The sequence below is a fragment of the Mesorhizobium sp. CA10 genome (assembly GCF_020165285.1).
GTDB lineage: Bacteria > Pseudomonadota > Alphaproteobacteria > Rhizobiales > Rhizobiaceae > Mesorhizobium.
Map to the genome: position 1 here is coordinate 258,314 of NZ_JAIUHV010000007.1, position 12,695 is coordinate 271,008.

The 12,695-nt window shown below is 63.5% G+C and carries 10 protein-coding genes; 2 read left to right on the forward strand and 8 right to left on the reverse strand.

All coding sequences use genetic code 11. The features are described from left to right. Together LB535_RS17180 and LB535_RS17185 are read left to right on the forward strand one after the other, a co-directional pair. A complete protein-coding gene (locus tag LB535_RS17180) occupies nucleotides 1-801 on the forward strand; it encodes an ABC transporter permease (RefSeq protein WP_140838974.1) in 801 nt (266 codons plus the stop codon). Then, nucleotides 798-1,904, forward strand: a complete 1,107-nt coding sequence (locus tag LB535_RS17185) for an ABC transporter ATP-binding protein (protein ID WP_224633054.1) — start codon at nucleotides 798-800, stop codon at nucleotides 1,902-1,904. The genes LB535_RS17180 and LB535_RS17185 overlap by 4 nt, the downstream gene beginning before the upstream one ends. Nucleotides 1,905-2,010: 106 nt before the next feature. On the opposite strand, the gene otsB is transcribed toward LB535_RS17185, so the two are convergent. From otsB to LB535_RS17225, 8 genes are all read right to left on the reverse strand, one after another. Next, nucleotides 2,011-2,793, reverse strand: coding sequence for a trehalose-phosphatase (gene otsB, locus LB535_RS17190; protein WP_224544938.1), 783 nt, complete (start codon nucleotides 2,791-2,793; stop codon nucleotides 2,011-2,013). Further along, nucleotides 2,790-4,580, reverse strand: coding sequence for a trehalose-6-phosphate synthase (locus LB535_RS17195; RefSeq protein ID WP_224633055.1), 1,791 nt, complete (start codon nucleotides 4,578-4,580; stop codon nucleotides 2,790-2,792). The genes otsB and LB535_RS17195 overlap by 4 nt, the downstream gene beginning before the upstream one ends. Nucleotides 4,581-4,728: 148 nt before the next feature. Then, nucleotides 4,729-6,891: an amylo-alpha-1,6-glucosidase gene (locus LB535_RS17200; RefSeq protein WP_224633056.1), complete on the reverse strand. Its 2,163-nt coding sequence runs from the start codon at nucleotides 6,889-6,891 to the stop codon at nucleotides 4,729-4,731. Between the two features lie 153 nt (nucleotides 6,892-7,044). After that, a complete protein-coding gene (locus LB535_RS17205; protein ID WP_224633057.1) occupies nucleotides 7,045-8,103 on the reverse strand; it encodes a glycosyltransferase family 4 protein in 1,059 nt (352 codons plus the stop codon). Nucleotides 8,104-8,181: 78 nt separating this feature from the next. After that, nucleotides 8,182-8,994: an ABC transporter permease gene (locus LB535_RS17210; protein ID WP_140838984.1), complete on the reverse strand. Its 813-nt coding sequence runs from the start codon at nucleotides 8,992-8,994 to the stop codon at nucleotides 8,182-8,184. 3 nt (nucleotides 8,995-8,997) lie between these two features. Then, nucleotides 8,998-10,278 carry an ABC transporter permease gene (locus tag LB535_RS17215; protein ID WP_224633058.1) on the reverse strand — a complete coding sequence of 427 codons (1,281 nt, stop codon included), beginning with the start codon at nucleotides 10,276-10,278 and terminating at the stop codon, nucleotides 8,998-9,000. Nucleotides 10,279-10,287: 9 nt separating this feature from the next. Beyond that, nucleotides 10,288-11,340 (reverse strand): ABC transporter substrate-binding protein, encoded by a 1,053-nt coding sequence (locus LB535_RS17220; RefSeq protein ID WP_095769807.1) that lies wholly within the window; start codon nucleotides 11,338-11,340, stop codon nucleotides 10,288-10,290. Continuing rightward, nucleotides 11,337-12,482 (reverse strand): ABC transporter ATP-binding protein, encoded by a 1,146-nt coding sequence (locus LB535_RS17225; RefSeq protein ID WP_224633059.1) that lies wholly within the window; start codon nucleotides 12,480-12,482, stop codon nucleotides 11,337-11,339. The genes LB535_RS17220 and LB535_RS17225 overlap by 4 nt, the downstream gene beginning before the upstream one ends. Between the last annotated feature and the right edge of the window lie 213 nt (nucleotides 12,483-12,695).

A 12,695-nucleotide genomic window follows, 5' to 3' on the forward strand; every position in this document is an offset into this window, starting at 1 on the left:
ATGCTGCTCGACTATGACCGCCTCGGCTGGTTGAAGGCAGCACTGCTCGCCTTCACCGCGCTGGTCGCCGCCTTCCTGCTGCTACCCGTGGTGTTCATCGTGCTGCTGTCCTTCGGCTCGTCACGCTGGCTTGCCTTCCCGCCGCCCGGCTGGACATTGAAATGGTATCAGGAACTGTTTGCAGATCCGTCGTGGATCGAGGCCGCGCTGACGAGCGCCCGCATCGCCACGATGACCGCTATCCTGGCCGTCACCATCGGCCTGCTCGCCTCCTTCGCGCTGGTTCGCGGCACGTTCCGCGGCCGCGAAGTCCTGCGCGGGCTGCTGCTCACGCCAATGGTGCTGCCGGTTGTCGTTTTCGCCATCGCCATCTACGCCTTCTTCCTGCGGCTTGGCCTCGGCGGCACCACCATCGGCTTCGTCGTCGCCCACACCGTATTGGCGCTGCCCTTCGCGATCATTCCGATCGCGACCGCTCTGGAAGGCTTCGACAAGTCGATCGAGGATGCGGCCATCGTCTGCGGCGCCAGCCCGCTGCAGGCCAAGCTCAGGATCACTCTGCCGTCGATCCGCATCGGCATCTTCTCCGCCGCGATCTTTTCCTTCCTGGCTTCATGGGACGAGGTGGTGGTGGCGATCTTCATGGCGAGCCCCACTTTGCAGACCTTGCCGGTCAAGATCTGGGGGAGTCTCCGCTCCGACCTCACCCCCGTCATCGCCGCCGCCTCCAGTCTGCTGGTCGCGCTCACGCTGGCCCTGATGATCGTAACGGCACTCTTGCGCCGAAAGCTGCAGACATGACCCAACCCTTTCTCTCGATCCGCAAATTGCGCAAGGCGTTCGGTGCCTTCACCGCCGTTCATGATTTGACGCTGGATATTCCGAAGGGCGAATTCCTGACCTTCCTCGGGCCGTCCGGTTCCGGCAAGTCGACCACGCTCTATGCCATCGCCGGCTTCCAGGATCCGACCTCCGGCGACGTGCTGCTGCAGGGCAAGTCGCTGCTTTCAGTGCCTTCGCACAAGCGCAACATCGGCATGGTTTTTCAGCGCTACACGCTGTTCCCGCATCTGAGCGTCGCCGAAAACGTCGCCTTCCCGCTTCGCGTCCGCCGCCGGCCTGAGACCGAGGTCAGGCGCAAGGTCGCCGACATGCTCTCCCTGGTGCGGCTGGAAAGCTTCGCCGAGCGTCTGCCCGCGGCTCTCTCGGGCGGTCAGCAGCAGCGCGTCGCGCTTGCCCGTGCGCTGGCGTATGATCCGCCGATCCTGCTGATGGACGAACCATTGTCGGCACTGGACAAGAAGCTGCGCGAGGAGATCCAGGCCGAGATCCGCCGCATCCATCGCGAAACCGGCGTCACCATCCTTTATGTCACCCACGATCAGGAAGAAGCGTTGCATCTGTCGGACCGCATCGCCCTCTTCCGGGATGGCCGCATCGAACAGATCGGCACGGGCGAGGACCTCTACCTTAGGCCCGCAACCGATTTTGTTGCCGGCTTCATCGGCAACTCGAATTTCCTCGCCGCCGAGCATCTGGAAACTGTGGGCGGCGCCTCGACCATCCGCCTCGCGGACGGCGCGCTTGTCTCCGGCATCAATTCCAATGGCAGCTTCGCGCCCGGACAGAAAACCAGACTGATGATCAGGCCGGAAGCGTTTCGCCTGGAGCGCTCGCCCAACAATGCGGAGCTTGCGGTCGAGATCGTCGATGTCGCCTTCTACGGCGAGCGCCGGCGTATTGTGGCGCGCACGAGCGCCGGACAAGAAATCGACATCCGGCCGACATCTTCGGCAGCGGCAAAGCATGATGCCACGCTGGGCAGGCGGCAGATATTCTTCGATCCCGGCGGTGCCTTCCTGTTTCCCGCCTCGGGCAAAACCGGTAAGGAACTGACGTATTAATGATCCGACCAAGCTTGAGCGCTCGGCAAGCAGATCGGCGTGCGCGAGACGAAGAAGGCGGATAAGAACGAGATTATCGCCATGATCACGGGCCTGCAGCGCCTGCCTAAGCGACGAGATCGCTCCTTGGCGTTTGCGTGGCCGGCCCTCCGAAATTGGCCTCGAGCCAGGCAATGGCGCTCGCAACATCCTCGATGGCGAAGCGCGCGGTGGTCTCGCCCTGCGGCTTGACCCGGATCGAAATTCCCCCGGCGGCATTGACCGTTTCGAAGCCGTTCTCGTCGGACGTGTCGTCGCCAAGGAACACAGGACGCCTGCCGCTGAACGGACCCGTCTGCATGAAGCGCCGGATCGCGGCGCCCTTGGCGGCCTCGAGCGGCATCAGCTCGACGCCGGCATTGCCGGCGATGACACGATAACCTTTGGGCAGGCGCTCAAGCGCTGCCTCGACCAGTTCCGTCGCCCGTGCCAGAAGCTGGGGTGCGGCCCTCGTATGGATGGCGAGCACAGGTCCCTTGCGCTCGACATAGACGGCCTTGCTTGCCAGCTCCAGTTCGATCTCGTCGGCGAGCGCCGCCATGTCCGCCGGCTCGTCGGCGGCCTCGATCCGGCCATCCGGCGCAAGCCTGTGTTCCAACCCATAGAGGCCGGCGATCCTGAGCTTCAAGGGATCGAACAGATGGTCCACGGCCGCGATCGAGCGGCCGGTGATGAAGGCGAGCGCTCCGTCCAGCCGCCGTTCGATCGTCTGCAGCAATTGCCGCAACTCCGCGCTGACCGACACGCTGTCGGGATGCGCCGCGTGCTCCAGTAAGGTGCCGTCGATGTCGAGGAAAAGCGCCCACCGGCCTTCGGGAAGCGGCGGGGTAAGGTCTGCTTGACTATTCATCGGAATCCGACTGCCTGCTTGCGTTCGAACATGGAAACGACATTGTCACCGGTGGGACTTGCCGGTCGGTCGTATAGGGCCGTGACCCGGTCGAGGTCGCCGCGCTTCCTGAGCCGCGCGGCGTCGAGCAGCATGCTGCCGGCCCAGCGATAGACATTGTTGTCGCGCACGATGTCGCGCATGCGCCGCATGCGCTCGTGCTGCTCGTCCGGCCCCATGGTCATCGCCTGCAGCATCGCCTCGCTCATCATCGCCGCGTCGTACGGATTGACGATCAGCGCCTCCAGCAATTCGCGCGAGGCGCCCGCGAAGGTGCTGAGCAGCAGCACGCCCTGCTCGTCGTCGCGCGACGCCACGAACTCCTTGGCGACGAGATTCATGCCGTCATGGAGGCTGGTGACGAGGCAGATGTCGGCGGCGCGATAAAGCTCATAGACCGCGGCTTGCGAATGGTGCTCGGCCACCATGACGACCGGCTGATAGGATTTGCTGCCGTAGCGCTGATTGAGCTCGTCGGCATAGCGCAGGCATTCTTCGTGAAGCTGCTTGTAGGCAGGCAGCGTGCCCCGGCTTGGTGCAGCGATCTGCAGAAATACCACGTTGCCGATCGTTTCTGGATGACGGATGAACAGTTCCTCAAGCGCATGGAAGCGATCGAGGATGCCTTTGGTGTAGTCGAGCCGTTCGACGCCAACGCAAAGCTTGGCGCCAGCTGGAATTCTGAACCGCTTGCGCACGCGCGCCCGGCACTCCTCGACGCTTGGAAGAGCTTTCAGCAGCTCGACCGGCCACTCGATCGAGATCGGATAGGAATGCACGAGCGTCACCTGGCCGCCATAGGAAATGGCCGCGTCGGCTCGCTCGATCCGGCTTTCCATGAAACGGTCGACGCTTTCGGTGAAGTTGTTGGCGTGGAACTGGGTGTGGAAGCCCACGATCGAGCTGCCGAGCAGGCCGTCGAGGATACGCTCGCGCCACGGGCAGATGCTGAACACTTCCGAGTTCGGCCACGGTATGTGCCAGAAGGTGATGACGATCGCCTCCGGCAGGCGCTCGCGGATCATGCGCGGCAGAAGCGCGAAGTGATAGTCCTGGACCAGCACGATCGGCCGCTCGTTTCGCGCTTCGGCAACCACCGTCTCGGCGAATTTGCGGTTGACGGCCTCATAGGCCTCCCAGTCGGATTCGCGGAAGATCGGGCGCGTGAACGCAATATGGCAGAGCGGCCACAGGCCCTCATTGGCGAAGCCAAGATAATAGCCCTGATATTCGTCGTCGCTCAGCCAGACGCGGCGCAGCGTGTAGGAAGGATTGCCGGGCGGCACCTGCACCCGGTCGTTCCTGTCCACCACCGTCCGGTCGGCAGTGCCGCCGCCATAGGCGATCCAGGTGCCGGCGCAAGCGCGCGTGATCGGTTCCAGAGCCGAGACCAGTCCGCTCGCCGGCACGACAAGCTCGACGTCGCCGTTCCTGGTTTCGTTGTGGATATAAGGCTCGCGATTGGAGACGATGATGACCTGCGCATCCGGCAACTCGTCAGCGAGGATCTTGCGCAACGTCTCCGGCGACCATGTGACCAGGGCCGCGTCGACCGACTGCCCGTTCTTTTCGAATTCGCGCAGCACCTTGCGCGCGGCCTCTGTGGCGAAGTCGTCGCCGGGGCCTGCCACAGCCGAAATCCTCGGGTGATTGCGGCGGTACCGGGATATCGAAATGAAAATCGCGAATGCGGAAAGTCCAAGGCTTGCGAGAATAAGGACCAGTAACAGAACGCTATATTGTGTCATTGAAATGCCAGGCTGCCTCCGGCTGTCCGCTCATTATTTTCGTTCTTGCCGGCTGCGGACGGCAGACCGGTCCACCTGTGCAACGCACAAGCCGGCCATGGGTTCCGACATTTTTCGGTTGTTGAACGCGGGCTTGCGACGCCTTCTTCTAAGTCCGCACGATAAGCGGCACCTGGCCTTCATGACGATCGGAAAGGAAGGCGGCGACACGGTCGCCGACCCGCTGGAAGGTCACATCGACGACCTTGTCCCCGACACTCAGATGCCGGAGCATCAGGGTGTCGATACCGATCGGCAGCCTCGGGCGCGTGACATGCAATTCGCCTTTCCAGCCATCGATTTCCAGGCCCAGACAGGCCTGCATCAGCATGAAGGTTGAGCCTGCCGACCAGGCTTGCGGCAGGCAGGCCACCGGATAGGCGATCGGCGCTTCGCCCGGCGCCCGGGCGAAACCGCAGAACAATTCGGGCAGCCGCATATTGAAATGAACGGCCGATTCGAAAGTGCCGCTCATCAGCCGCACAACGCTGTCGCGTTCGCCGTAGCGGGCGAGGCCCACGCCGCAAAGCGCAGTGTCGTGCGGCCAAATCGAGCCGTTGTGGTAGGACATCGGGTTGAAGAACACCGCATCGTCGGCGAGCGTCCGCAGCCCCCAGCCGGAATGGAAGGCGGCCGACAGCAGCTGCTCGGCGACCAGCTTGGCGCGGTCGGGCTGCGGCAGCCCGACAAAAAGCAGGTGCCCGGCATTTGTCGTTCGAACCTTGCAGGGCTGGCCCTCGCCATCGATGGCCAAGGCGTAGAAATTCAGGTCGTCCAGCCAGAAGTCGCGTTCCACGGCGATCCGCATTTCCTCGGCGCGGCCTTCCCAATGCTCGGCGTCCGCGAATTCGCCGCGGCGGCGTGCGAGCGCCGCCATGCCGCGGAAGGCGGCAAAGACATAGCCCTGCACCTCGACCAGCGCGATCGGTCCTTTGGGGATGCGGCCATCGGCGTGAAAGACCGAATCGAAACTGTCCTTCCAGCCCTGGTTGGCGAGGCCTGACTCGGCGGCGCGCTGGTAAGTGACGAAACCGGTGGCGCGGCCCGCCTCCTCCATCCATTCCGCAGCGGCCTTCAGCGAAGGCCAAAGCTTGTCGATGAAGGCCATGTCGCCGGTGCGGTCGGCATAGGCGGAAGCCAGATGGATATAGAGCGGCGTGGTGTCGACGCCTCCGTAATAGCGGCCGAAGGGAAGTTCGCGCAGCGCCGCCATCTCGCCCTTGCGCGTCTCATGCATGATCTTGCCGGGCTGCGAATCCGAAAAGGGCGACGTTTCGGTCGCCTGGTGCTCGGCCAGAAAAGCAAGCACCCCGCGCGCCAGGCCGGGATTGAGCCAAAGCATCTGCAGGCTCGAGATCACGCCGTCGCGCCCGAATGCGGTCGAAAACCATGGGATGCCGGCATAGGGATAGGGGCCGGTCGGAAGCTCGGTGGTAAGCAGCGCCACGTCGGCGCGGGCGCGCTCGACCCAATCGTTGAACACGCGCCCCGAGCTGTGCACCGTGGCGCCGTGCCTGCGCTTGGCGCGCATGCCGAACCGCGCGCGCGCCGCCGCGGCGCGGAAGCGGTCGCGATCGGGCGGGTCGGCGATCGCGGGGCCGACCTCGACATAAAGCACCTTTCGGCTGCGCTTGGTCACGGCGATGAGGAAATCGGCGCGATTGTCGCTCAACTGGTCTGGCGCCTGCGAAAAGGAGATTGCCGAAAGTCGCGGCAAGCCGTCCAGGCCGTCATAGCCGAGCAGGACCGTGGTCTTGTCGGTCTTGGCGATATGCGTGGTGCCCCGCTTCACCCGGGTCGAGCCGCGCACCTCGAACATGTCGCGAAAGTCGGCGGCGAAATGCAGCGAGGCGGTTATGGTGGAATGCTCGCGGCTGTAATTGGAAAGCGTGATGCGCTCGAACAGCCTGTCCTGCCAGATCAGCCTGACGCGCTCGATATGGATCGCGCCCTGCGGCATATCGCGGCCGGCAGCGCTTTGAATAGGCAGGTTGGTCAGGTTGGACGTGAACAGCACATTGTCTTGGCTGAGCGATGCACCGAGCAGCGACATCGGCCTGCCGCCGATGGTCAGCCGGAATTCGGACAGCACGCGCGTGTCGTCGCGGAAGAACCCGTCGCCCGAACCCCTGATGTCGCCATAGGCGTCGGCGACGGCGAAGCAGTCGCCCTGCTTGAGGGCAAAAAGCCGGTGCGGTTCTCGCGGCGCCGTCTCGTCGAGCGAGGAAAGGGCCACGGCAGGATCGAGCTTGCGCTCGTCGAGCTCCGTCATTCGTCACCTCTTCGGTTGCCCCACCCTAGAGCATGATGCCGAAAAGTGTGAGGCGGTTTTCGGACGACATCATGCTCTATCTCTTTGATTTGGAGCCGGATTCAGATTTCAGCTCGAACAGACCTGAAATCATCCGGCTCTAGGCAGTCAAGGTCAGGAGGCCCTGGCCTCCGGCATGCCGGTCAGACGCATATAGGCAGAAAGGTAGTCGCGCGCCATTCTTGTCGCCGAGAACCTTTTCTCGAAGACCGCCCTCACCTGCCGCCGGTCGAGTTCGAGAAGCGCGGGCATCGATGCGACCGCATCGTCGACATTGTCGACGACGAAGCCGGTGATGCCATCGTCGACGATCTCTGGCAAGGCGCCCTGGTCCCAGGCGATCACCGGCGTGCCGCAGGCCATGGCCTCGATCGCGACGAGGCCGAACGGCTCCGGCCAGTCGATGGGGAACAGCAGGCCCGCCGCATTGCCGAGAAACCCGGCCTTCTCATCTTCGGTGATTTCGCCGACATAGTCGATGCGGTCGCCATCGATGAGCGCCTCGATGTTGTCGCGGAAATAGGCGCGGTCGTCGTCGCCGATCTTGGCCGCCAGCTTCAGCTTCAACCCGGACCGGCGCGCGATCTCGATGGCGCGGTCCGGCCGCTTGTCGCGCGACAGGCGGCCGAGGAAGGCGAGATACGGCTCTTCCCCATGTGGTTCATAGGTCGGCCGGTAGGCATCGAGCGGCAGTCCGTGATGGATCGTGGCCAGCCAGTTCGCATCCGGCAAACCGCGCTTCTGGCTGTGCGAGATCGAGATCATCGGGAAACGCGGGAAACGCTTGTAGGCAGGCGCCAGGTCGACATAGTCGAGCCTGCCATGCGGCGTCGTCACCGTGCGACCCGCGATCTGCTCGAAGAACGGAAAATGCAGGAAATGGCTGAGATGAAAATGAATGACGTCGAATTCGCCGGCGCGTTCGCGCACATCGGCAAGCATCGCCAGATGCGCGGCGATTTCCGATTTCTTCGGCCGCGGATCGAGGCGTATCGCCTGGTCGCGACCTGGCACCAGTCGCGCCGATGTTTCGCTGTCGCCGCTCGCGAACAGCGTGACGTCATGCCCGAGCTCGACGAGTGCTTGGGTGATGTAGAAGACGATCCGTTCCGTGCCGCCGTAAAGTTTCGGCGGCACGGCTTCGTAGAGCGGCGCGACATGGGCTATGCGCATCTGGTCCCTCAGCTGTTGACGCGAGGCAAAATGCGTCAGCCGCGAGATCGTTCCTGCCCAATTGGTCGCGGGTTAGCCTCAGGACTTACGGCTGCGCCGTGCCAAAATGTTCGCCACCAGCAAAAGCAGGATGGATAGCGCCATCATTAGGGTCGCCGCGGCAGTGATGGCGGGCGAGAGTTTTTCGCGCAGGCCGATGAACATTTCGAGCGGCATGGTGCGCTGGCTGGCGCTGGCCAGGAACTGCACGACGACCACTTCGTCGAAGGAGGTGACGAAGGCGAAGGCCGCGCCCGAAAGCACGCCGGGCAGAATCAGCGGCAGCATGACGCGAAAGAACGACGTCAGGGGTTTGGCGCCGGAGATCGCCGCGGCTCGCATCAGGTTGCGGTCGAAGCCGGTCAGGCTAGCGCCTACCGTCACCACCACGAAGGGGCTGGCCAAGGCGGTATGCGCCAGGATGATGCCGGCATAAGTGCTGGCGAGCCCAACGCGGGCGTAGAATAGATAGGAACCGACGGCTGTGATCACCACCGGCACGATCAGCGGCGAAAGAAGCAGCGGCATGATAATGCGCCGACCCGGAAACTTCTCGTCGGAAAGTGCGATCGCCGTCAGTGTCCCGAGCGTCGTCGCGATCACCGTCGTCCCGAGGGCGATGATCAGGCTATTGCCGATCGCCGACTGCCAGCGCTGGGTGCCGAGCACGACCTCGTACCAGCGCGTCGAGATGCCCTCCAGCGGGAAGATGAAGAAGGCGCCGCTGTTGAAGGAGAGCGGCACCGGGATGAGGATCGGCACCAACAGGAACAGGATGACCAGCCCGCACCAAATCCACAGCAGCGTGATGCGGATGCGTTCGCCTGTTGTGGGATAGGGAGAGAGCAGCATGGGCTACACCAGCTTCAGGCGGTCGAGGCCGAGGACGCGGGCAAAAATGCCGAACAGCGCCAAGGTGAAGACGAGCAGGATGAAGGACAGCGCCGCCGCCATCTCCCAGTTCAGTTCGACATTGACGTAGTTGGCAATGAAATTGCTGATCAACTGGTCGCTTGCCCCGCCTATCAGCGCCGGCGTGATGTAGTAGCCCAGGCACAGGATGAAGGTGAGCATGCAACCGGCCATTACGCCAGGGAACACCTGTGGGATATAGACGCGACGGAAGGCGGTGAAAGGCCTGGCGCCCAGCGAGTAGGCGGCCTTCATCTGCGAGGCCGGAATGGTGCGCATGACGCTGTAGATCGGCAGCAACGTGAACGGCAGCTGGATATGCGTCATGGCGATGATCAGGCCGACGCGGCTGTACATCAGGTCTAGCCGGTCGCTGGTGACGCCGATCAGGAGCAGGAAATCATTAACCAGGCTGAACTTCTGCAAAAGCACCGTCCAGGCCGCGGTACGCACCAGGATCGATGTCCAAAACGGCAACAGCACCGCGACGATCAGGATGGCGGCTAGCCCCTTCGGCACGTTGGCGATGAGATAGGCGAGCGGAAAGCCGAGGATCAACGTTGCTAACGTCACCGACGCCGCGACGAAGAAGGTGCGCAGGAACACCTGGATGAAGATCGCCTGCTCGGGCGGCTCCCGCTCGATGCCGCCATCGGCGTTCCAGCGCAGGTCGAGCGCGCTGAGCAGGTAGAACGAGGTGAGGCTGCTTGTGCCGCTCCGGATCGCCGGCCAGGTCGATGGCGCCGACCAGAACGGCACCGATTTCATGGCGTCGAGCGCGGCCTGGCCATCGGCGCTTTCGAGCTTGCGCACCGTCTTCAACACCTGGCTACGGGCCCCAGGCAGCCGCGCGTTCAGGCTCTTGGCCAGTTCATAGGCCGTGCCCTTGGCCTGGTTTTTCTTGAGGTCCGCCGCCAACGCGGCGAAGGCGTCGTCGCCGGGAAGGCCCTGGCCGTTCCAGCCGGCCAGGGCCGCGGTCGTCTTGGGCAGTGCGTCCGCGATGGTCGGGTCATAGACGGCGCGGGACAAAAGCAGCACGATCGGAATACCGAAACTTAAGGCCAGAAGGACGAGCAGCGGCGCTGCCAGAAGCAACGAGCGCATCCGGTCGCCGAGTTCGGCGCGGCGGAGCGCTGCCGACACGGATTTCAGATCCGCGTCGGCGGCTGACCGGTCGCGGGCCAGCGTCGGCCGGTCGATTTCGCTGGGCTGGAACGCCGACATCCCGCCTTCCTACTGAGCAAGCCAGGCGTTGAAGCGCTTGACAAGGTCCTCGCCATAGTCGCCCCAGAACTCGGTGTCGGCGACGAGATAGGCGCCGGCGAGATGATCGGGAGCATTGGGTAGCTTCGGCAGCGCGTCGGGTGCGACGAAGGAAGCCGCGTCGGTGCGCACCGGCCCATAGGTGATGTAGCTTGCGAGCTTGGCGTTGTTCTCGGGCTTGCTGATATACGCGAGATATTTGTAGGCAAGCTCCGGATTGCGCGCGCCCTTCGGAATGCTGATCATGTCGTATTCGAGGATCTGGTTGTTCCAGACGATCTTGAACGGCTTCTTGTCGGTGTCGATCGCGTTCTGGATGCGGCCGTTCCAGGCGGTGGTCATCACCACTTCCTTGGAAGCGAGAAGCTGTGCCGGCTGCGCGCCGGCGTCCCACCAGACGATATCCTTCTTGATTGTGTCGAGCTTCTTGAACGCACGGTCAACGCCTTCCGGCGTGGCCAGCACCTTATAGACGTCGGCGGGTGCGACGCCGTCCGCCATCAGCGCCCATTCGAGGTTCTGCGCCGGGAACTTGCGCATGGCGCGCTTTCCCGGGAATTTCGTCGTGTCGAAGAGGTCGAGGACCGAGGTCGGAGCTTCCTTCAGCACGGTCGGGTCATAAGCAAGGATATCGCCGTAAGCATCGAGGCCGACTCCACAATCCAGCGCCGAGCCTTCGATGAATTTGTCGCGCGGCCCGATCTTGGAATAGTCGAGCCGCTCGAGGATGCCGGCGTCGCAACCCTGCAGCACGGTCGCGGTCTCGACCGTCACCAGGTCGATCGGCACATTGCCGGTCTCAACCATCGCTTTCACCTTGCCGAGATCGCCGAGATATTCCTGTTCCAGGATTTTTGCTCCGGTCTCCTTGCTGAACGGCTCGAACCATGCCTTGCGCTGCGCATCTTGCCAGGCGCCGCCGCTCGCCATGATCGACAATTCGTCCGCGAAGGCTGCGCCGGCAATGCTCATGCAGGCCGTGGCGGCCGCGAGCGAGAGTAGTCGTGTTCTCAATTGTGTCATTGCATTTTCCCCTGTTTTGGAATGGCGCCGCCCGTTCCGGCATCGGCCGGGAAGGCGCGGCAATCGTTGGGCGCGCAGGAGACCGTCACGGTCTCGCCGTTCGCCATCGTCACTTGGGGGCCGACCTTGACGGTCAGCACCTGGTCGTTGGCGAGCCTGGCCAGCAGGCGCAGGTGATCGCCGAGATAGATGCGCCCATCGACGGTCGCCGCCAGCGCGTTGCCGCCACTGGCGGCAGCCGACAGGCTGAGCCGCTCGGGCCGGACGGCGACGTGGCAGGCGGCGCCTTGCGTCACCCCGACCGCCAGCGCGGTGATCTCGCCGCCGCCATTCAGCCTGACGCGGCACTCTCCACCCGAGACGCGTTCGACCACGCCTTCCAGCGTGTTGTTCTCGCCGATGAAGCTCGCCACGAATGAGCTTTGCGGGGTGTTGTAGAGATCGTCTGGCGAGCCCAGCTGGGCGATGCCGCCATTGTTGAACACCGCGACGCGGTCCGACATCGTCAGCGCCTCGCTCTGGTCGTGCGTGACATAGACGATGGTGACGCCGAGCATGGTGTGGATCTGCTTGATTTCGAGCTGCATATTCTCGCGCAATTTCTTGTCGAGCGCGCCGAGCGGCTCGTCCATCAGCACCAGGTTCGGCTGAAAGACCAGCGCGCGAGCCAGCGCCACGCGCTGCTGCTGGCCGCCGGAAAGCTGCGTCGGGCGGCGATCGCCGAATTGCTTCAGCCGAACCATGTCGAGCGCGCGGCCCACACGGGCCGCGATGTCGGCCTTGCTCACCTGGCGGACGGAAAGCGGAAAGCCGACATTCTCCTCTACCGTCATATGCGGGAACAGCGCATAGTTCTGAAACACCATGCCGATATTGCGCTGGTAAGGCGGCAGCCGATCGACCGGCTGGCCCTCTAGCGTGATCGTGCCATGCGTCGGTCGCTCGAAGCCGGCGAGCATATTGAGCGTGGTGGTCTTGCCGGAGCCGGAGGGGCCGAGCAGCGTCAGGAACTCGCCGCGCGCGACGGCAAGGTTCATCCGCGTTACCGCGAAGCTGCGTCCGTCATAGGACTTCTCGACGTCGGCGAATTCGACAAAGCCTTGGTTGACGCTTGCCGACACGACGGTCTGGCCGGCGCTCATCGCGCGCCTTCCCGGCTGCCGCGGGGCGATTCGGTCTGCTGCTTGCGATCCATGCCTCGTCCTCCCGGAACCGGCCCGCTGAACAGGAAGCGTCCGGCTTGTATGGTCACACAATAAGGCTGAGAGCGACCATAGATGCGGACAACTTTCACCGTCAAGCGCAAAAATGCGATGTTGTGTGATAATTTTGATCGGATTGAGTGCCGTACAATC

What these genes read in the sequence shown, in the direction of transcription:
- LB535_RS17200 (WP_224633056.1), bottom strand. Translation starts at nt 6,891, where the DNA reads ATGACGGAGCTCGACGAGCGCAAGCTCGATCCTGCCGTGGCCCTTTCC.
- LB535_RS17180 (WP_140838974.1), top strand. Translation starts at nt 1, where the DNA reads ATGCTGCTCGACTATGACCGCCTCGGCTGGTTGAAGGCAGCACTGCTC.
- LB535_RS17210 (WP_140838984.1), bottom strand. Translation starts at nt 8,994, where the DNA reads ATGCTGCTCTCTCCCTATCCCACAACAGGCGAACGCATCCGCATCACG.
- LB535_RS17215 (WP_224633058.1), bottom strand. Translation starts at nt 10,278, where the DNA reads ATGTCGGCGTTCCAGCCCAGCGAAATCGACCGGCCGACGCTGGCCCGC.
- LB535_RS17195 (WP_224633055.1), bottom strand. Translation starts at nt 4,580, where the DNA reads ATGACACAATATAGCGTTCTGTTACTGGTCCTTATTCTCGCAAGCCTT.
- otsB (WP_224544938.1), bottom strand. Translation starts at nt 2,793, where the DNA reads ATGAATAGTCAAGCAGACCTTACCCCGCCGCTTCCCGAAGGCCGGTGG.
- LB535_RS17185 (WP_224633054.1), top strand. Translation starts at nt 798, where the DNA reads ATGACCCAACCCTTTCTCTCGATCCGCAAATTGCGCAAGGCGTTCGGT.
- LB535_RS17205 (WP_224633057.1), bottom strand. Translation starts at nt 8,103, where the DNA reads ATGCGCATAGCCCATGTCGCGCCGCTCTACGAAGCCGTGCCGCCGAAA.
- LB535_RS17225 (WP_224633059.1), bottom strand. Translation starts at nt 12,482, where the DNA reads ATGAGCGCCGGCCAGACCGTCGTGTCGGCAAGCGTCAACCAAGGCTTT.
- LB535_RS17220 (WP_095769807.1), bottom strand. Translation starts at nt 11,340, where the DNA reads ATGACACAATTGAGAACACGACTACTCTCGCTCGCGGCCGCCACGGCC.